A 20,232-nucleotide genomic window follows, 5' to 3' on the forward strand; every position below is an offset into this window, starting at 1 on the left:
TCACGCAAGATCGGGTACGAACTGCGGTGGGCGCGCGCCGGGCTTGCTCAGCCACAGGTGCACGTCGCCGATCGAACGCTCCAGAAAGCCGGCTTCGCAATACGCCAGATAAAATTCCCACATGCGGATAAAGCGTTCGTCGTAGCCCAGTGCGCGCACCTGCGGCAGCTGCGCCATGAAGCGCTGCCGCCAGGCGCGCAGCGTCAACGCATAGCTCGGGCCGATATCTTCCAGATGGAACAGACGTAGATCGCTGGCACGCGCCACCGCGCCGGTCATCGCCGCGACCGACGGAATGAAACTGCCGGGAAAGATATGCCGCTTGATGAAATCCACCGAATGCAGCGCCTGCTTGTAACGGTGATCTTCGATGGTAATGGCCTGGATCAGCGCCTCGCCATCATCGGCAAGCAGGCTGCCGACCTTGGCGAAGTAGGTGTCCAGATACTGGTGGCCAATCGCCTCGATCATCTCGATCGACACCACGCGATCGAAGCGGCCTTGTAGATCGCGGTAGTCGCTCAGCAACACCGTGACCCGGTCGCTCAAGCCGGCATCGGCGATACGCTGCGTCGCCAGGTCGAACTGCTCGCGCGAGATGGTGGTGGTGGTGACCCGGCAACCGTGTTCGCGCGCCGCATGCAGTGCAAAACCGCCCCAGCCGGTGCCGATTTCGACCACGTGGTGTTGCGGCCCCAGGCGCAATTTCTGACAGATGCGTTCGAGCTTGCGCGTGGCCGCACGTTCCAGCGCCGCTTCGCCCTGCGCTTCTTCGCCATCGACGAAGATCGCCGACGAGTACATCAGGTTGTCATCCAGAAACAGCTTGAACAGCGGGTTGCCCAGGTCGTAATGCGCGGCGATGTTGCGTCGGCTGCCATTACGGGTATTGCGGGCGAATGCATGCAGGCTACGCATCGCCCAGCCACCCAGGCGCGCGGTGCCTGTTTCCATCGCATCCAGCCGGTCGCGATTGCGCAGCAGCAGGCGCATCAGCCCGACCAGATCGTCGCACTGCCACTGACCATCCATGTACGACTCGCCCGCGCCAACGCTACCGTTGAGTGCGGCCTGTCGATAAAAATCCGGGTCGATGACGCGCAACTGCATCTGTAGCGCGTGCGCACCGCTGGCATTGCCTAGCGTGGTCACCGCATCGCCTTCGTGCAGCTGCAGCTGCCCGTCGCGCAGTTCGCCCAAGGTGGCCAGCAGGCGCTTGCGCAGCAGGCGGTCCGTCCAGGAAGCCGCGCGTGGCGCAGCAGTATCGGGCAGGGACGTGGCGTTCATCGGGGATCTCGCACAGGCGGATGGGGGTGATCGTGGACAGGATTGCCGCGCAGCCACAGGCGCAAGGCCTGCCAGTGGATGGCGAGCACCACCTGCACGGTCATCAAGGGATAGGCGAGCAAGGTGCGCGCCAACGTGCGTGCGGTCAGCGGCTGACGTTGCAGGACCAGCGTGGCATCGAAGCGGCGCGTGCCGCTGTTGTCGATTGCGCCGGCAGCGTCGTCGTCATTGGCGTCCAGGACATCCATGTGCACGCGCAGCTGCGCATCCGGCACGCTGAAGCGCCAGTCGTAACGGTGCTGCATGCCCATGAACGGCGACACGTGGAAGCGTTTGTCGAACCGCCATGCATGCACGTCGCGATGGGTGCGCGCTTGCGCGACCGGCAGCACATAGGTGTGCCGTTGCTGCCAGGGTGTATTGGTGATTTCCGCCACGATCCAGCGCAAACCGTCATACCGATCGAAACAGTAATAAAAGCTCACCGGATTGAACACATGGCCGAAGTAGCGCAGATGCGTCAGCAGCCGGATGGCGCCGTCCGGGCGCTCGCCGGTCTGCGCCTGCACGCAATCACGCACTGCCTGATCCAGCGGAACGGTGGGGTCGCCCAGATAATCGCTGCGGCGGAACTGCGCCAGATTGGCGCGACCTACCGACCACAGCCAGCGATGGGCGAACACCTGATCCAGTTCGGACAGGTCCAGGTACATCAAAAACAGGCGGTAACGGAAATCCAGCGGTTTGGGCGCGAAGCGGCGATGCCGCACCCATCCGGTATAGATCGCGCTGCGCAAGCCGCCCGCCACGCTGCCGGTGCCGCTGTCCTCACCAGGAGGCAGCGGCACGGCGTCGGTGCTGGCTTCGCGCAGCAGCTGCATCACCAGGTCACTCCCAGGCCGTGGGCCACGTCCACACCGCTGCGCAGGCCGTCTTCGTGGAAGCCGAAGCCCCATGCGGCACCGGCAAACCAGGTGTGGTGGCGGCCCTGGATCTCCGCCTTGCGCTCCTGCGCCGCCAGCGCGGCAGCATTCTGCACCGGGTGGCGATAGCGCATGCGCCGCAGCACCTTGGCCGGGTCGATGTCATGGTCGCGATTGAGGCTGACGATGAAGGGCTGCGGCGCATCGATCGACTGCAGCGCGTTCATCCAGTAACTCACCGTGCAGGGCGCCTGCGGGTCGGCCGGCACATGTGCATTCCACGCTGCCCAGGCGCGCTTGTCGCGCGGCAACACGCGTGCATCGGTGTGCAGCACGGTGTCGTTGTCCTGGTAGGTGATGCCGCCCAGGATCTCTCGCTCGGCCGGGGTGGCATCGCTCAGCAATCCCAGTGCATCGTCGGCATGGCAGGCCAGCACGACCTCGTCGAAGTACTCTTCGCCGCGCAGCGAGGCGAGCATGACGCCATCGGGCGTGCGCCGGATCGCATGCACCGGCGTGGACAGGCGCTCCAGCACCTGCCAGCGCCGACGCAATGCACGGATATAGCTGTTGGACCCGCCGCGCACCACCTGCCACTGCGGCCGGCCGCTGATCTGCAGCATGTGGTGGTTGGCCATGAAGCCGATCAGCTGGCCCATCGGAAATTCAAGAATGGTCTGCGACGGCGAGGACCACAGCGCCGACGCCATCGGCACCAGGTGCTGGTCGCGAAACGCTGCCGAGTAACCATGCCGTTGCAGATACGCGCCCAGCGTGCTGAAACGCTCGTCGCTGTGCAGCACGGCCGGTGCCTGCCGATAAAAACGCCGCAGGTCCGCCAGCATGCGCCAAAAGCGCGGGCTGAGCAGATTGCGCCGCTGGCAAAACAATCCATCCAGACTGCCGGCGTTGTATTCCAGCCCGCTGCCTGCATCGTGCACCGAAAAACTCATCGTGGTCGGCTGCGATGCCACGTCCAGCTCGGCAAACATGCGGGTCAGCAACGGATAGTGCTGCGGGTTGAACACGATGAAGCCGCTGTCCACCGCATAGCGCTGACCATCCAGCTGGATGTCGTGCGTGTGGGTGTGGCCACCGAGATAATCGGCCGCCTCGAACAGGGAAACCTCATAGCGACGCGACAACAGCCACGCTGCGCCCAGGCCGGCGATTCCACTGCCGACCACGGCAATCCTGCCCTCGCTCATCGCGCCACCCGTTGCGCGCGGCGGGTGAGCATTGCCGGCATCGGCTTGAGATCCCACACCAACCCCACCCACGACATCGCCTTGAGGCCGTACCAGGTGACGTCGTACTCCCACCAGCGCATGCCTTGCCGCGCCGAACCGGGGAAGAAATGGTGGTTGTTGTGCCAGCCTTCGCCGAAGGTGATCAGCGCCAGCAGCCAGTTGTTGCGGCTGTCGTCGCGCGTCTCGAACCGCCGGCTACCGAAGCGGTGTGCCAGCGAATTGATGGTGAAAGTGGCATGGAACAGGGCCACGGTGGACAGCACGAATCCCCAGACCAGCAGCTGCGGGCCGTTGGTGTGCAACGCGGGCGCAGCGTCGGCCAGCCAGTCGCCAAGCAGATACAGGCCAAGCGCGAGCAGCACCGGCATCACGATGTCGAAGCGGTCGATAAAACGCAGCTCGCCGAAACGGCGCAGGTCCGGGATCACCTCCCAATCGGTACGGAAGTTGCGCGGGGTCAGGAACCAACCGGTGTGGCTCCACCAGAACCCGTGCTGGGCCGGCGAATGCGGGTCGCGGCCGGTGTCGGTATGCCGGTGGTGGTTGCGGTGATGCGCCGCCCACCACAGCGGCCCGCGCTGCACGCAGGTCGCACCGATGGCGGCAAACACGAACTGCAACACGCGCGAGGTCTTGAACGCGCGATGAGAAAAATAGCGGTGATAGAAGCCGGTGAGCGCGAACATGCGCAGCGCATACAGCGCCAGTGCGAGGGCGACCGCAAACCACGATGCGCCCACCCAGATCACCGACAGGCAGGCCACATGCAGCGCGATGAAGGGCAGGGCGCGCAGCCAGTCGATACGATCGGCGCGCGCCTCGTCCAATGGCTCATCGGTTTGCGAATCTACCCAGCGACGCAGGCTACCGATGCGCGATGCAACCCAGCCACGACGTGTGGGCGAGGGTTGAGGCGTTGCGGCGCGGGGGTCGAGTCCAGTGCTCGGCACGCGTGGTTCTCCGTAGGTTATCGACACCCTTTACGCAAGCTGCCGGCAAACAGATGCACCAGGTCGCTTGATCGTCGCATGCAAGGACAGGATTGGCGCGTTTGCGCAGCGCAATGACGCAACCGCGCACCCGGATGTGTGCGCTCAGTATCACTGACGCTGATGAGGTGGCTTGTGAAGTTGCCTGCGTGGGCGGCGCAGGCGAGCGTGCAGGAGCAGCGCTACGCAGCCGTGCTCATCCCGGACGGATGGCACGCATTGCCAGTGAGGAGAGGTGGCCCTCTCAAGCACCTGCTGCGCCGCGTCTCGCGGCCGCGCAGCAGGTGCTCATGCGCCCGATCAGGGCGCCATTGCCAGCGTGCTGATGCCGCCCTTGGCAACCACGGTGCCGGTGGCCACGCCACCCGGTGCACCACCCGGCGGTTCCAGCGTCACCGCCAGAATCGCCTCGTTGCTGAGCATGGGCATCAGCTGATCCGGGATCTGCGCGCGACGCGCACGCTGATCGTCGAAGATGCCCATCGAATGCGCCTTGCCGTCCGGCGTGATCAGCCACAGCTCGGGTACCTTGTCGGCCGTTGCGGTGCGATCCAGCGGCGTCACCGTGATGGTGTGCTTGTCGGCATCCATCAGCGCCACATAGCCCGGACGCCCGTCTTCGGTGGCCAGCGTGGAGGTCATTGCAATGCCGGTGGCCGGCGGTGTGGTGGTCGCAGGCGGAGTGACCGGGGTCTGTACCACCGGCGTATCACCAACAGGCGGTACCGGTGCAGGCGGCGTGCGCAGGTTCAACAACGCGAGCACGCACACTGCAGCGGTCGCCAGACCCCCAGCGCTGGCCCAACGCCACACGCGCACGTTGTTCCACAATGGCGCGGCCGGCTTGCCGGTGGTGGCTGCAGGCGCGGCCGATGTCACCGCACGGAGCGGCGTGTCGAAGCCAAGCGTCTGCCGCACCTGCGCCCACACTTGATCGGGCGGGGTCACGGCGGAGATTTCTTCCAGCAACGGGGCCAGAAGATCCTGCCACTGCAGCACCGCCTGGGCGAACTGGCCGTCGGTCGCAATGCGTTGTTCTGCCGCCAGACGTTCTTCTGCGCTCAGCAGGCCGAGCACGTACTCGCCGGCCAACACGTCGCGCGGCGGTTCCTGGTCGATGGGAAAGGGCGTGCTCATCGTTCCAGACATGCCTTGAGTTTGGCCAGGCCGCGACGGATCCAGCTTTTGATCGTGCCGATCGGTGTGTCGGTGCGCGCGGCGAGCTCTTCGTAGGTGATGCCTTCGAAGAACGCGGTGCGAATCAGTTCGCTGCGCGGCGGTTCGAGTTCGGCCAGGCAGTGGTCGATGCGACGACGCGTGCTGGCGCGCTCGGTGCGTTCCAGCGGAGACGCATCGCCATCGCGCAGTTCGCCGGCATCGTCCAGCGCCACGTTGCGGCGCTGCGGCGCGTTGGCACGCAGATGATCGATCGCCTTGTTGCGCGCGATCATCGCCAGCCAGGTCAGCCCGCGGGCACGGCTGGGATCGAACTGACCGGCCTTGTGCCAGATCAGCGTGAACACGTCCTGCAGCACCTCTTCGGCCTCGGCACGTTGCGGGATCATGCGCAGGCAGACCCCGAACAGCTTGGGCGAGGTCTGCCGGTACAGCGCTTCGAAGGCATGCCGGTCGCCGCCCGCAGTTGCGGTCAGCAGGCGTCCGGTTTCATCGTCGTCCTGGCCAGGAATGGCACTCATGCGATCGGGCGTTGGGTAAGGTGGGGGCGATGCTACCGGACTGTGCAGGCGCTGTCTGTCACTTGCGCAGCCACAACAGCACGGCGGCGAGCAGCAACAGGATCTCGACACCGGCAAGCGCGACGGTTGGTGCGGAAACCGGCCACAAGCGCGACAGCGAGACGCTGCGGAACAGCACGATGGGGACGTAGAACGCCAGCGCGACCAGCAGCCCGGTGCGCGGTTGATTGATCCAGGCGAAGTAACCGAACAGGAACGCCATGCCCAACTGCAGGCCGCCATAGATGACCAGATACTCCGATTGCCCGGCCGGCGACAGCTGGGTATAGCCGACTGCGTTTGCGGTCTTGGCCGGCGACAGCGTGCACCAGATCGCCAGGACGACGTAGAGCACTGCGTTGAGCCAGAGATAAGCTTTTGCCATGGAGGTGCTCCTGTACGGGCAATGGGTGCCCGGGCCGTTGTACGCAACGGCGCGTGGTCGAACGTGAAGATGGCGCGGGCCTGGCTCACGATGCGTTGCAGCTCTTGGTCAGCGGCTGCTCGCGTGCCTGGCGCAGGTCGTCCGCGCTGGCAGCACGCGCAGCGGTGTCCGCAAACACGATGCGCACGCGCGGGTAGCGCCCTTGCGTATCGCGCAGATTGCCCACGCCGCGGAACTCGAGCAGGCGTTTGTTGGCGATGGAGTAACGCACCTCCAGCGATGGCACTGCTGCGCCATACCAGGCATCGAGCGAAATCCGGAAGCGACGTTGGCCGGCGCTGTCGTCGAGACGTTCGACCCGGAACGCCAACTGCCGTTGCAGGCTGGGCAGCACGAAGTCCACCCGTTGCGATGCGCTGGCCAGTGCCTCCCAGTGGCTGCGCAGGTAGGCATCGAAACCGGCATCGATCACACGCTCGTCCTTGCCGGCCGGTAATGCCGTGCTGCGTTCGGGTTTACCGGGCTGTTGCTGGAACATCTCGCGCACGCCGCCGCGCGTGCGCACGCCTTCGCGGTAGCCATCGCGCCCATCGATCAGGCTGAAGTCGGGCGAGCTGCTGCCGCCATCGACCTGTTTGCGTGCGAACGGTTGCCCATTCGGGCAGCGGTACAGCACCAGCCGCCCGCCACCGTCGAGCAGCCAGTGCGATTCGCGGTAGCGCAGGGCGCCCTTGTCGGCATCGAAGACGTCGCCATCCACCCGCGTGACCGCCACCGCGTTGAGCGGCAGGCTGCCCAGCACCAGCAGCAATAATGGCGGAATCGGCCGGCAGCGGAGTGCCAGCGCAGCAACGACAGCAGCAAATGGGCGCATCGGCCGATTCCTCGATGGGAGTGCCTACTCATACGGGCGCCGCCGCAGCATGGATGCGCCGGCGGCGTCAGGACGTTCCTGACGGAATGTAGGACGCGGTCGCGCGGGCTGGTGGTTTGGGCGGTGCCGCGATGCCGGGCGTTGCGCGTGGAACCTGCCTGCGATCACGCCGCAAGACCGCGCCATCTTTGCTGCGTGCATTCGGGTAACTGGCACACCGCGGCACGCGTGTCATCGGTTGGGTGCTTGCGCGCGGCAGCCGCAGAACCACCTGCGACAGTTGCGACATCCGGCGCCGGCCGTGCTGGGCTCGCGGCGCAGCGGCTCGCGCTTGCGGCGCCTAGCCGATGGCGTGCAGCTCGATGCAATCCACCGGGCACGCCGGCAGGCACAGCTCGCAGCCGGTGCACAACGGCGCGATCACCGTATGCATGTGTTTGGCCCCGCCGACGATCGCATCCACCGGACAGGCCTGGATGCATTTGGTGCAGCCGATGCAATCGGCCTCCACGATCCAGGCGACTTGTTGTGGTTTGTGCGCGCCGCGGCTGCGATCGAAGGGGCGTGCCGGTACCTCCAGCACCTGCGCCAGGGCCCGCGCGCCGGCATCGCCGCCGGGTGGGCAGTGGTCGACACCGGCCAGCCCATCGGCCATGGCCTGCGCATAGGGGCGGCAGCCGTCGTAGCCGCATTGACCGCATTGGGTCTGTGGCAGCAGGCGGTCGAGCCGTTCGACCAACGTGGGCGCGGGGTTGGGCATGCGCGCTCAGTGCACCGGATTGCCGCGATACCAGCGCTGGTGCGCCAGTGCCAGCATCGGCGTGTCTTCGCGGCTGTCGCCGTAGGCATGCACGCATGCGTACTGCGACAGATCGTAGCGTGCGCGAATCTGCGCGGCCTTGTGCGGGCCGCAATCGCCGTCGGCATAGCGCCCGCTCAGGCGGCCATCGCTGTGCTCCAGCCGATTGCAGATCAGCGACAGCCCGTGCTGTGTGCACCACGGCTGCAGATACAGATCCACCGACGCCGACACCAGTACCACCTCGTGCCCTTGCGCCTGATGCCAGTCGATGCGCTGCATCATCTCTGCACGCAGTACGCCCGGCAGCGCGCTGCGCGCGTAGTCCACGCCGTGTGCGGCCATCTCATCCAGCGTGCGGCCGCTGAAGACAATGCGGGTCACACGTGCACGCAACGCCGCAGCGGACACCAGGCCCAGCCGATAACCCAGCACCCACGGACCGACCTGCCACTTTGCCGACGCCAACTGCGCGGGCGTCGCGACCTTGCGCAGAAAGCGCGCATAGGTATCGCAGGTGGTGACGGTGTGGTCGAAGTCGAACAGGGCCAGGTGCATGGGGTGCTGGGATTGGGGAGTTGGGATTCGGGATGGGGTGAGGGCGCGGTGACTGGTTGTTCTCCTCTCCCGCATGCGGGGGAGGTGCTGCTCCAGCGTTGATCTATCTCCCTTCTCCCGCATGCAGGAAAGGGGCTGCTCCATCGCTGATCTAACTCCTTCTCCCGCGCGCGGGAGAAGGTGCCCCGCAGGGGCGGATGAGGGGGCGGACGGAGCCACGTGCAAGTGCAACGGTACCAGGGCTTCGCCACGTACCCTCACCCCAACCCCTCTCCCGGTGGGAGAGGGGTTGCTCCAGCGTTGATCTAACTCCTTCTCCCGCGCGCGGGAGAAGGTGCCCCGCAGGGGCGGATGAGGGGACACGCCAAGCACTCGTGTCAGGTCTCCCTCAACAATCAGCTCTGGCTTCTACTGATCCCGAATCCCGAATCCCGAATCCCGAATCCCGAATCCCAAGCCAGACTCCCCACTCCCGCTTCACCTGACAGGCATACCCGGCTGGGCGCCGCTATCGGCATCCAACAGCGCCAGCGCGCCGCCGTCGAAGCCGGCCGACAGGATCATGCCTTCGCTGATGCCGAAACGCATCTTGCGCGGGGCCAGGTTGGCGATGAACACCACGCTGCGGCCGACCAGTGTTTCCGGTTCGCCGTAGCTGCCGCGAATGCCCGAAAAGATCTGGCGCTTGCCCAACTCGCCGGCATCCAGCTCGAAGCGCAGCAGCTTGTCCGAGCCTTCCACGAACTCACACACCAGCACCTTGCCGATGCGCAGATCGAGCTTGGCGAAATCGTCGATGCCAATAAGACCTGTATTCGAGACGGAGGCAGGGGAATTGGCCGGCGTAGTTGCTTTTGCATCGGTCTTGGCTACCGTTGCACTGCTGGCGTTGGTCGCAGCCGGAGCCGCAGGTGCGGCCATGGTGTCTTTTGAAGCGTCGGTCATGGCGTCGATCTGTTTGGGGTCGATACGGGTGAACAGGGCGGTGTAGGGCTGGATCGTGTGCGCCGTGAGCGGGCGCTGCACATCGTCCCAACTGGTCATAGGCGCCGACAAAAACGCCTCGGCTTCGGCACAGGTGCGCGGCAGGATCGGCTTGAGTCCGGCGACCAGGATGCGGAACAGGTTCAGGCCCTGGGTGCAGACCGATTGCAGCTGCGCATCGGCGCCGTCCTGCTTGGCGATCACCCACGGTTTGGTGTCGTCGATGTACTTGTTGGCCTCGTCGGCCAGCGCCATGGTCTGGCGGATCGCGCTGGCTGCATCGTTGCGCTCATACGCCTCGCGGATCGGCGCCAACGCGGCGACGAAGCGGTCGTACTGCGCCGGATCGGGCAGCGTGTCGGCCAGCTTGCCGTCGAAGCGCTTGCCGATGAAGCCGGCGCAGCGGCTGGCCAGGTTGACGAATTTGCCGACCAGATCGGCATTCACCCGTGCGATGAAATCGCCCAGGTTGAGGTCCAGATCGTCCACGCCGCCTGAGGATTTGGCGGCGAAGTAATAACGCAGCGCCTCCGGCTCCAGGCCGACATCCAGGAAGGTCCGCGCCATCACGAAAGTGCCGCGCGACTTGGACATCTTGGCGCCGTCCACGGTCAGATAGCCGTTGACATGCAGGCGCGTGGGCGAGCGATGGCCGGTGCCGTGCAGCACCGCCGGCCAGAACAGGCCATGGAAATTGACGATGTCCTTGCCGATGAAGTGATGCAGCTCGGTCTGCGTGCCGGCCACCAGATGCGCGTCGAAGTCTTCGCCCATCTGCGCGCACAGCGTCTTGAAACTGCACAGATAGCCGATCGGCGCATCCAGCCACACATAGAAATACTTGCCCGGCTGGCCGGGAATCTGGAAGCCGAAATACGGCGCATCGCGCGAGATGTCCCACGCGCGCAGGCCGCCTTCGGCATCCAGCCATTCCTTGAGCTTGGCCTTGACGCCCGGCAACGCCACATCGCCGGCCAGCCACTCACGCAGGAAGCCATCGAAATGGCCGACCTCGAAGAAGAAGTGCTCCGAATCGCGTAGCTCCGGCGTGGCCCCGGAAATTACCGATTTGGGCTCCTTCAGCTCGGTTGGCGCGTAGGTGGCGCCGCACACTTCGCAGTTGTCGCCGTACTGATCGGCGCTGCCGCAGTTGGGGCAGGTGCCCTTGATGTAGCGGTCCGGTAGGAACATGCCCTTGGCCGGGTCGTAGAACTGCGCCACCGAGCGCCGGCTGATATGGCCGGCTGCTTCCAGCTTGTTGTAGAAGGCCTCGGTGAGCTCGCGATTGACCGGCGAATTGGTCGAATCGTAATGATCGAAGGTCACCCCGAACGCGGCGAAATCGCGCTCATGGCTGGCCTGGATGTTGGCGATGAAGGCTTCCGGGGTGACGCCGGCCTTCTCGGCCGCGAGCATGATCGGCGTGCCGTGGGTGTCGTCGGCGCAGACGAACCAGGTCTTGTCGCCGCGCAACCGGCGCGCGCGCACCCAGATATCGGCCTGGATGTAACCGACCAGGTGGCCAAGATGCAGCGGACCGTTGGCATACGGGAGAGCGGTGGTGACAAGTGCGGTGCGGGTCATGGCAGGCGTGATGCGGGGGACACGCGATTATCGCACTAGTCGAGAGCCGGGATTGGGGCATGGAGATTGGGGATTCGTCAAAGCAGGATCAGGCCGCCTGATTTTCCGGGCGCGCGGCGATAGCCGTCTTTGAGGCACCAGCTGCCAATGATCCCGCCTAACAGGGCTCCAGCCTGCGGAGATGCGTCGACACATAAAAAAGGCGCCCTCACGGGCGCCTGCTCTTGCGAATCCCTAATCCCGATTCCCCAATCCCGGCTACTCACGCACCCAGGTCTGCGTACGGCCCAGCGCCTCGATGCCGACGTAGCCGCGCATCTGCAGCTTCTTGCCGCCTTCGGTCAGGGTGATCTTGGCCTTGTAGGTCTTGCCCTTGGCCGGGTCCAGCACCGAGCCGCCACCCCACACGGCGGTGCCGTCGGCCTTGAGGCCCCACAGGATGGTCATGCCCTTGATCGGCTTGCCTTTCAGCGCGCCGTCGCACTTGTCGCACATCGGATTGGGGCCATTGTTGGACTGCAGGATCTCGACCACCTTGCCGCTCAGCGTGCCGTTGGCGGCCTGTTCGATCTGCACCACCGACTTGGGCTTGCCGGTCTCGTCGTCGATGGTCTTCCAGCGACCCACCGGCGAATCGGATGCCTGGGCCAGCAGCGAGGCGGCCGCCAGCGGCAGGGCCACCATCAGGGTCTTGAAGGTCTTGCGCATGATTCCCCTCCCAGGGATTGCTGTGGCCGCCGTCGGCGGCCTGTTGGCGAATGTATACCGTGGGGTATGGTGGCGGAAAGCCGCACTGCGGGATGTGTTCATGCCGCGCGGCTGCGGTGCCGTCGCCGAGCCGCTCCACTGAGAACGCCGGCTGCGCAGGCTGACTGCTTGCGGTCCGGCGCCGAGTCGGTAAATCCCGTCGTGCGACGCGCGTGGTCCGACATCCGGGAGGACGGGCGAACGCAGTCCGTTCGATGTGGCTGAGTCGACGAAGCGCGCAGGGCGCGTCGTCAGGTCGGCCGTCGCGGAATCATTCGGCTCGCTTGCAGTCGTTGGCTGTACTCGTCGCCGGTCCTGGCCGAGCAGCGATCATCGGCCAGTGACCGCGATTGCCGCTATTGCAGCGTCACCCGCTTGCGATTGTCGTCCGGCACCCGGTCGATCAGCTTGTTGTCGGGATCGAAGCCGACTTCGATGGGCAGGGCGTCGACGGTCAGGGTGAAGCTGGGCGTGGCGCTGGTGACGTGCTGGCGCTGCAGCGCCAGTACCGGCGTCTGCGCGTTCTTGCCCGCGGGCAGACCGTAGATCCCGACTTCGATCCAGTCGTCCATCGGCACCGCATGTTCCTTGCCGCGGCCATCGGCCTGCAACTTGGCTGCCTGCGTCTGCACGGTCACATCGAAGCGTCCATCCGGGCGCTTGCGGGCCTGTGCGCTAACCACACGGTTGTCGTAGAAGGTGATCTTTTCGAACAAGTCGGTGATCATTCCCTGCTGGTCCGGGCGTGCCTCGGCACGAATCGCCTGCAGCAGCTCGGCCGAGGTGGTGTACGGCGGTTGCTGAAACGCCTTGGCCTGCAGGAAGCGTTGCAACGCGCGATTGAGCGCCTGCTCGCCGAGTTCTTCGCGCAGGCGGTAGAACGCCAGCGACCCCTTGCGGTAGTGGATGTACTGCTGGTTCTCCACCCGGTACAACGGAAGTTCTTCGACGATCTCGCCGCCGCGGCCCTCCAGATAGCGGTCCAGTTCGTACTTGAGGAAGCGGCGCATGTGCGCACGCCCGTACTCGCGCTCCATCACCATCAGCGCCGAGTACTGCGCCAGCGATTCGGACAGCATCGTGGCGCCCTGCACATTCGCACCGATCACCTGATGCGCCCACCACTGGTGCGCCACTTCATGCGCGGTGACGTAGAACACGTAGTCGATGTCGTCCTTGTCGCGCAGGTCGGCGATGAAACCGACCGATTCGGAATAAGGAATGGTATTGGCGAACGACTGCGCAAACCCCGCATAGCCCGGAAACTCGATGATGCGCACCTGGTGATGCTGGTACGGGGTGAAATTGGCCTCGTCATAGGCCAGCGATTTCTGCACGCTCTCGATCATGCGTTGCACGTTGTACGGGTGCTTGGGGTCGTAATAGATCTCGATCGGAATCTTTTTGTAGTAGGCCTTGCGTACCTGCCAGCGCGCCGACAGGTAGGCATAGAAGTTCAGCATCGGGCGATCCATCACATAGCGGAAGCAGCGCCTGCCAGCCTGCTGGAACTCTTTCTGCAGATAGCCCGGTGCCAGCGCAATCTGGTCCGGTGCGGTGCAGATGGTGCTGGCGAAGCTGAGCCAGTCGGCATCGTTGCTGACGTAGGTGTTGGCGCGTGCGGCCTGGTCTTCCAATTTAGGCATGCGCGTGGGCTCACCCAGACCACGCTTGCGGCGATCGTTGCGGTCGATGATCTCGGTTTGGCTGTTGTAGCCGAACCAGGGCAATACCTGACTATTGAAGAAGCTGCCGTTGGCGACCAGATCGGTCTGTGCCTGCCCGGCGGTAATGCCATGCGGGTGCTGGTCCACGCGGAAGCGGAACACGCGCTCTTGGCCTGGTTGCAGCGGGCGCTGCAACCGGTAGATGCGGTAGCCGGCCGCACGATCGTGGGTGATCAGCGTCTGCCCGCCCAGATCCACGTTGACCAGGCTTCGGTCGCCAGTGCGTCCCTGCATGCCGATATGCACTTCGCTGATCGGCGCGCTATGAGGATTGCGCACGGTCCAGGTGGCATCGATCACCACCGATTGCGTTTCCGGATGCAGGTCGACATGGTTATCCACGGCAATGATGCGCGGCTGCGGCAGGTCCCTGTACTTGCTGTAATCACGCTCGTAGCGCGCTTGCAGGTCTAGCTGCTGCTCCGGCGACAGGAAACTGTTGTAGACGTTGGTGTTCCAGTACAGCCAGCCGCCGATCGCTGCAAAGCCAAGCAGGCTGACCGCCAATGCCACGCCGGTCGCGCCGCGCAAGCGCTGCAATGCCAGGCGCACCCGCTGACGCAGTCCGTGGCCGACGCCGCGTGGCCACAACGCCGAAGACAGAAGCAACAAGGCCAGCAGGAACACGCCCCAATAGCCTTGAAACCACAACTGCCCGGGCAGGAAGTGGCCGAAGCCATTCATGTCCGAATACGGAGCGTTGGGCCAGGCTCCGAAGTTGTACAGATTCTGTGTGTAATCGAGCAGCGACAACGCCGATTGCCCGATCAGTACCAGCATCAGCAATGCGTAGCCGACGAACTTGTTGTTGCTCAGTACCTGCAGCACCAGGGCCATGCCGCCCATCAGCACATACAGCACCGAGCCAAGCGCCAGGGTCTTGAGATACAGCAGCGGCTCGATCGTGGTGTAGCCGCGGCCAAGTTGCAGCGCGATCGAGGTCAACGCGCCGGCGAGCTGGAAGCTGGCGATCACTGCCAGCAAGGCCACAAACTTGCCAAGCAGGGGAACCCAGTCCGGCACCGGCATGGCATCGGTGATGCCGTCGATGCGGTTGCTGCGTTCTTTCCACACCAGTTCGCCGGCATAGAACAGCACCACGATGATCAGCAGAAAGCTGTAGCTGTTCTGCAGTGCCTGCAGCATCAATGAGGTGACCGGCAGCACGGCGGTACCGTACATGCGCGCATTGAACAGTGCGGTCGGGATGAAGTTGGCCAGGCCCAGGATCAGCAGCACCACGAACGGCGCGCTGCGCAGCACGCCGAGCGTATCGAAACGGATCTGGCGCAGCAGTTGCTGAAAAGCGGTGCTAGCCGCGAAGGCAGGTGTCACGGTGAGGCGGGTGGTGGTGACGCGCACGCTGGCTGCCTGTGCGCTGGTGGATGCAGCAGGCGCCGCGCCGCGTCGACGACGCGTGCCGCTGCGTTCGGTACGGAACAGTGCGAAGGTCGCAGTGAACAACAGCCCGCTCATGCCAAGCCACAGGGCGCGATTGGCGAGCAGGTAACCGGTTAGCGGAGGAAGCTGCAGGTTGCGTTGTTCGGCCGACCAATAGCGCAATGTCTGCGACAGTGCGCGGATGCCGAGTGGATCGGCCAGGGTGGCGATCCAGACGTTATCCAGATCGGCCAGCAGCGCACGGCTCACGCCATACAACACAAAAAACACGATGACGCCGATGTAGACCCACAGGATGCTGCGTGTGGTCACCGCCAGCACCGACAGCAACGCGGTGGTGAATAGCAGGTTGGGCAGTATCAGCACCAGCAGCGACCACAGGTATGGCAACAGCGCGACTGGCCCCAGCCGCGCCTGGTCGATCCACGGCATGAACTGCGCCACGAACATGCCCAGCGCGATCACCAGATACATCACCGTGCCGGCGATCAGTGCCGCACCGATGCGGCCGACCAGGTAATCGCGGCGGCGCACCGGTGTGGAAAACACCAGCTCCGCAGTGCCCAGCTCGAAATCGCGCAGCAACGCGTTGCTGACGAACAAGGCAGCCACCAGCAGACCGAGCAGACTGAAGATCGCCAGTACGCTGGCAATGACGGTCGGCGCGTTGCGCAGCACATTGCCGATGCCGCCACCAATCTGCACGGCATCGCTGGAGAGTGCGGCGAAGGCCAGCAATGCGTATAGCGCGGCCAGCAACCACAAAAAGGGCGAGCGCAGCTGTTCGCGCAGCTCGAAGCGCAGGAACGCCAGGATCATCGCGGCGCTCCGTCAGGCAGCCAGCGCTTGCTTGCGCAGGCGCTGGAAATAGACATCCTCAAGATCGGGTGCGACCTGCTCGAAACCCGGCTCCGGGCAGTCGGCGCTGAACACGTGGATCACCGGATGGCCGGCAATCAGCCGCGTGGACAACACGGTAAAGCGCGCTTCGTAATCGGGCAGGCTGGGCTTGCTGACCTGTTTGCGCCAGACCTGCTGGTTGAGCATGTCGATCGCATCGGCTGGCTTCCCGGTCAGCAACACTTGCCCCTTGTTCATGATGGCCATCGTCGGGCACAGGTCGGTGACGTCTTCGACGATGTGGGTGGACAGGATCACCACCACGTTCTCACCGATTTCGGCCAGCAGGTTCAAAAAACGGTTGCGCTCTTCCGGGTCCAGCCCGGCGGTGGGCTCGTCGACGATCACCAGTTGCGGGTTGCCCAGCAGCGCCTGCGCGATACCGAAGCGCTGGCGCATGCCGCCGGAGTAGGTGCCGAGCTTGCGCTTGCGCGCGTCCCACAGATTGACCTGTTGCAGCAAACGTTCGACCACCTCCTTGCGCTGTGCACGGTTGGTCAGCCCTTTGAGCACCGCAAAGTGATCGAGCATGTCCAGCGCACTGACCTTCGGATACACGCCGAAATCCTGCGGCAGATAGCCCAGCCGGCGGCGCAACGCGTCCTTGTCCCTGAGCACGTCGATGCTGCTGCCGTCGGCGCAGCCGAGGCTGACGCTGCCGGCATCGGGTTCCTGCAACGTGGCTAGCGTGCGCATCAAGGACGACTTGCCGGCCCCGTTGGGGCCAAGCAATCCGAACATGCCGCGAGGAATATCCAGCGTGACGCCTTGCAACGCATGCACGCCGTTGGCGTAGGTCTTGGACAACGCACGGATCTGCAGCATGGACGTTCCTGTGTCCCGGGATGCTTAGATCTTCATTGCGTTGCTGCGGCGCCGCATCGGCCGGAAGTCATGTGGAGGATCGATTAGCGAAGCGCCGCTGAGTGGATGTCGAACCGGTGCCCGTCGAGCCGATGCCCGGCGTGGTGGTTCCTCAGCCGATCTCGTACAGCTCCAGCGGCAGATTGTCCGGATCGGCGAAGAAGGTGAACCGCCGGCCGGTGTATTCGTCGATGCGGATGTCTTCGGTGATGACGCCATGGGCGTTGAGATGCGCCACCGCGCTATCCAGGTCTTCTACGCGAAAGGCCAGGTGACGCAGGCCGCGTGCTTCCGGGCGGCTGGGGCGCAGCGGAGCGTTGGGGAACGAAAATAGCTCGATCTGGCTGCCGTCGGGCAGCGCCAGATCCAGCTTCCAGGAATCGCGTGCCTGGCGGTAATGCTCGTCGAGCACGCGCAGGCCCAGAATTTCGCAATAAAACTGTTTCGAACGCGCGTAGTCGCCCGCGATGATCGCCACATGGTGGATGCCGGCCAGCCTCATGCTGCGCTCCGATGCCATACCGACAGATCGTGTTGCTGGCTGCGATCAACCGCCGTCACCGCTTCGCGCAGATCCAGCGCGCGGCGGTGTGGCGCATGCGCAGGCAGCAAGCAGCGTGCGCGGGGCGGCAACGCTGCAGGCAGGCGCGGGTAACGTGTGTCAGACATGACGGTGCTCCGCAGGATCGGCACGCGAGCATACCCGCGCCTGCCTGAAGTGCTTGTACAGCGTCACAGCTCGCCACCGCATGACTGTGCTCGCCTGCATGCGCGTGGCAGGATGGTGTGCCGTCCATCAGACCGACACATGCCAGACCCTTCTTCCAGCGCCGCACCGCAGTTCCAGCGCAGCATGCAGGTGCGCCATCTGGTGATGTTGTCGCTGGGCGGGGTAATCGGCACCGGGCTGTTCTTCAACACCGGCTACATCATCGCCAGCACCGGTGCGTTGGGCACGGTGATCGCGTATCTGATCGGTGCGCTGGTGGTATATCTGGTGATGCAATGCCTGGGCGAACTGGCGGTGGCGATGCCGCAGACCGGGGCGTTTCATGTGTATGCGGCGCGCTATCTGGGGCCGGCCACCGGGTATGTGGTGGCGTGGTTGTATTGGCTGACCTGGACGGTGGCGCTGGGGTCGAGCCTGACTGCCGCTGCGTTCTGCATGCAGTACTGGTTTCCGCAGAGCTCGGCATGGCCATGGTGTCTGTTGTTCTGCGCGCTGATCTTCGGCTTGAACACGGTGTCGGCGCGTTGGTTTGCCGAGGGCGAATTCTGGTTTTCGTTGATCAAGGTGATCACGATTTTGGTCTTCATCGTGCTGGGCGGCGCGGCGGTGATCGGCCTGCTGCCGTTGGCCGATGGCGCGCCTGCGCCCGGGTTGCGCCATCTGCGCGCCGATGGCTGGTTTGCGCACGGCACGTTGCCGATTTTGATGACGATGGTGGCGGTGAACTTCGCGTTTTCCGGCACCGAATTGATCGGCGTGGCTGCGGGCGAAACCGCGCAGCCGGCACGCGCCATTCCGCTGGCGATCCGCACGACGCTGGTGCGGCTGGTGGTGCTGTTCGTAGGTACCGTGCTGGTGCTTGCTGCCTTGCTGCCCGCCAGCCAGGCGGCCGTCGAGACCAGCCCGTTCGTGCGCGCGTTCGAGTTGCTGGGCATTCCGTACGCGGCGGACATCTTGAATGCAGTGATCCTGACCGCGATCCTGTCGGCAGCCAATTCCGGCCTGTATGCGGCGGCGCGCATGCTGTGGTCGTTGGCCAACGAAGGCACGCTGCCGGCACGCCTTGCGCGCCTGACCCGGCGCGGCATTCCGTTGCCGGCCTTGCTGCTGAGCATGCTGGGCGGTCTGATGGCCCTGCTCACCGGCGTGTACGCGGCCGAGACGGTGTTCGTTGCGATTTCCGCAGTGTCCGGTTTTGCGGTGGTGGTGGTGTGGCTAAGCATCTGCGCATCGCATTACCGCTTTCGTCAGCAGCTGGTCCGCGACGGGATTGCCGTGGAGACGCTGGCCTATCGCGCGCCTTGGTATCCGTGGACGCCGATCCTTGGATTCTCGTTGTGTTTGCTGGCCTGCATCGGGTTGGCATTCGATCCGCAACAGCGCATCGCGCTGTGGTGCGGCATTCCATTTGTGGCGCTGTGTTACGGCGCCTATGCACTGACCCAATGGCTCGCGGCCAGGAGACTGCACACATGACGATTCTTCCCCGCCAGCCGCGCGCAGATGCGCCGTTCAGTGCGGCGCTCCAGCACGATGGCTATGTGCTGCTGGATGGCGCGCTTGCCACCGAACTGGAACAACGCGGCTGCGATCTCAACGACGCGCTGTGGTCGGCGCGCGTGCTGATGGAGCAACCGGAGCTGATCTATCAGGTGCATCGCGACTACTTCGCTGCCGGCGCGCAATGCGCGATCACTGCCAGTTACCAGGCCACGCCGCTGGGCTTTGCGGCGCGCGGGCTGGATCTGGCGCAATCGCAAGCCTTGATCGCCCGTAGCGTGGCCCTGGCCGCACAGGCGCGTGCCGATCATCTGCAGGCGCAGCCTGACGCTGCGCCGTTGTGGGTGGCAGGCTCAGTCGGGCCATATGGGGCGTATCTTGCCGATGGCTCGGAATACCGTGGCGACTACACGTTGCCGCTGGCGCAGCTGATGGAGTTCCATCGCCCACGCATCGCCGCGCTGGCTGCCGCGGGTGTGGATGTATTGGCCTGCGAGACGCTGCCCTCGGCGAACGAGATAGTGGCGTTACGCCTGCTGCTGGAAGAATTTCCGCAGCTGCATGCGTGGTTCTCTTTCACCTTGCGCGATGCCGACCATTTGAGCGATGGCACGCCGCTGGCGCAGGTGATGCCGGCACTAGATGCCTGCGCACAGGTGATCGCGGTGGGGATCAACTGTATTGCGCTGGATCAGGTCACCGCCGTATTGCAGCGCCTATCGGCGCTGACCGCGTTGCCGCTGGTGGTGTATCCCAACTCGGGCGAGCACTACGACGCTGGCGACAAACGCTGGCATGCCGGCGATGCGCCCGCGTGCAGTCTGGCGGATCAGCACACGCAGTGGCTGGCCGCAGGCGCGCGGTTGATCGGCGGCTGCTGCCGCACCACGCCGCGCGATATCGCCGCATTGGCCGCAGCGCGGGCGGTGGGTTAGGGGCACCGTCGTCGTCGGTGGCGCGCCTTGAGGACGCGCCTCACAATTGGCGAGCGTGG

General features: G+C 64.8%; 18 protein-coding genes. 2 read left to right on the top strand and 16 right to left on the bottom strand.

Annotated features, from left to right (window positions below; translation table 11 throughout):
* The 16 genes from ABQU90_RS03415 to ABQU90_RS03490 form a co-directional block, all read right to left on the bottom strand.
* On the bottom strand, nt 1–1,287 hold the full coding sequence (locus ABQU90_RS03415; RefSeq protein WP_323521982.1) for a class I SAM-dependent methyltransferase: 1,287 nt from the start codon (nt 1,285–1,287) through the stop codon (nt 1–3).
* Nucleotides 1,284–2,168 carry a DUF1365 domain-containing protein gene (locus ABQU90_RS03420; protein WP_161963872.1) on the bottom strand — a complete coding sequence of 295 codons (885 nt, stop codon included), beginning with the start codon at nt 2,166–2,168 and terminating at the stop codon, nt 1,284–1,286. Before ABQU90_RS03420 ends, ABQU90_RS03415 begins: the two co-directional genes overlap by 4 nt.
* Complete coding sequence (locus tag ABQU90_RS03425; RefSeq protein ID WP_323521984.1) at nt 2,168–3,418, bottom strand: NAD(P)/FAD-dependent oxidoreductase; 1,251 nt, start codon at nt 3,416–3,418, stop codon at nt 2,168–2,170. The genes ABQU90_RS03420 and ABQU90_RS03425 overlap by 1 nt, the downstream gene beginning before the upstream one ends.
* A complete protein-coding gene (locus tag ABQU90_RS03430) occupies nt 3,415–4,410 on the bottom strand; it encodes an acyl-CoA desaturase (protein ID WP_082473372.1) in 996 nt (331 codons plus the stop codon). The genes ABQU90_RS03425 and ABQU90_RS03430 overlap by 4 nt, the downstream gene beginning before the upstream one ends.
* 339 nt (nt 4,411–4,749) lie before the next feature.
* Entirely contained in the window at nt 4,750–5,586 is an 837-nt protein-coding gene (locus ABQU90_RS03435; protein ID WP_323521985.1) for an anti-sigma factor, read from the bottom strand.
* Nucleotides 5,583–6,146 (bottom strand): sigma-70 family RNA polymerase sigma factor, encoded by a 564-nt coding sequence (locus tag ABQU90_RS03440; RefSeq protein ID WP_055845222.1) that lies wholly within the window; start codon nt 6,144–6,146, stop codon nt 5,583–5,585. Before ABQU90_RS03440 ends, ABQU90_RS03435 begins: the two co-directional genes overlap by 4 nt.
* A 58-nt stretch (nt 6,147–6,204) precedes the next feature.
* A complete protein-coding gene (locus tag ABQU90_RS03445; protein WP_055845219.1) occupies nt 6,205–6,570 on the bottom strand; it encodes a hypothetical protein in 366 nt (121 codons plus the stop codon).
* An 85-nt stretch (nt 6,571–6,655) separates the two neighbouring features.
* Complete coding sequence (locus ABQU90_RS03450) at nt 6,656–7,444, bottom strand: hypothetical protein (protein ID WP_323521987.1); 789 nt, start codon at nt 7,442–7,444, stop codon at nt 6,656–6,658.
* 340 nt (nt 7,445–7,784) lie between these two features.
* Entirely contained in the window at nt 7,785–8,204 is a 420-nt protein-coding gene (gene rnfB / locus ABQU90_RS03455) for an Rnf electron transport complex subunit RnfB (RefSeq protein WP_323521988.1), read from the bottom strand.
* A 6-nt stretch (nt 8,205–8,210) separates the two neighbouring features.
* Nucleotides 8,211–8,801, bottom strand: coding sequence for an HAD family hydrolase (locus tag ABQU90_RS03460; protein WP_323521990.1), 591 nt, complete (start codon nt 8,799–8,801; stop codon nt 8,211–8,213).
* A 477-nt stretch (nt 8,802–9,278) separates the two neighbouring features.
* Nucleotides 9,279–11,369, bottom strand: coding sequence for a methionine--tRNA ligase (metG, locus tag ABQU90_RS03465; RefSeq protein ID WP_323521992.1), 2,091 nt, complete (start codon nt 11,367–11,369; stop codon nt 9,279–9,281).
* A gap of 258 nt (nt 11,370–11,627) precedes the next feature.
* Nucleotides 11,628–12,077, bottom strand: a complete 450-nt coding sequence (locus ABQU90_RS03470) for a DUF2147 domain-containing protein (protein ID WP_055845208.1) — start codon at nt 12,075–12,077, stop codon at nt 11,628–11,630.
* 395 nt (nt 12,078–12,472) lie between these two features.
* Nucleotides 12,473–16,063 (bottom strand): ABC transporter permease/M1 family aminopeptidase, encoded by a 3,591-nt coding sequence (locus tag ABQU90_RS03475; protein WP_323521993.1) that lies wholly within the window; start codon nt 16,061–16,063, stop codon nt 12,473–12,475.
* Between the two features lie 12 nt (nt 16,064–16,075).
* Nucleotides 16,076–16,969, bottom strand: coding sequence for an ABC transporter ATP-binding protein (locus tag ABQU90_RS03480; protein ID WP_323521995.1), 894 nt, complete (start codon nt 16,967–16,969; stop codon nt 16,076–16,078).
* A 151-nt stretch (nt 16,970–17,120) separates the two neighbouring features.
* Nucleotides 17,121–17,510 (bottom strand): SMU1112c/YaeR family gloxylase I-like metalloprotein, encoded by a 390-nt coding sequence (gene gloA2, locus ABQU90_RS03485; RefSeq protein ID WP_323521997.1) that lies wholly within the window; start codon nt 17,508–17,510, stop codon nt 17,121–17,123.
* Nucleotides 17,507–17,677, bottom strand: coding sequence for a hypothetical protein (locus ABQU90_RS03490; RefSeq protein WP_323521999.1), 171 nt, complete (start codon nt 17,675–17,677; stop codon nt 17,507–17,509). Before ABQU90_RS03490 ends, gloA2 begins: the two co-directional genes overlap by 4 nt.
* A 139-nt stretch (nt 17,678–17,816) precedes the next feature.
* Between ABQU90_RS03490 and mmuP the strand changes: the two genes are divergently transcribed.
* A complete protein-coding gene (mmuP, locus tag ABQU90_RS03495; RefSeq protein WP_323522001.1) occupies nt 17,817–19,214 on the top strand; it encodes an S-methylmethionine permease in 1,398 nt (465 codons plus the stop codon).
* Nucleotides 19,211–20,173 (top strand): homocysteine S-methyltransferase, encoded by a 963-nt coding sequence (gene mmuM, locus ABQU90_RS03500; protein WP_323522003.1) that lies wholly within the window; start codon nt 19,211–19,213, stop codon nt 20,171–20,173. The genes mmuP and mmuM overlap by 4 nt, the downstream gene beginning before the upstream one ends.
* The last annotated feature ends 59 nt before the right edge of the window (nt 20,174–20,232 follow it).

The sequence above is a fragment of the Xanthomonas sp. WHRI 10207 genome, from assembly GCF_040202975.1.
Classification (GTDB): domain Bacteria; phylum Pseudomonadota; class Gammaproteobacteria; order Xanthomonadales; family Xanthomonadaceae; genus Xanthomonas.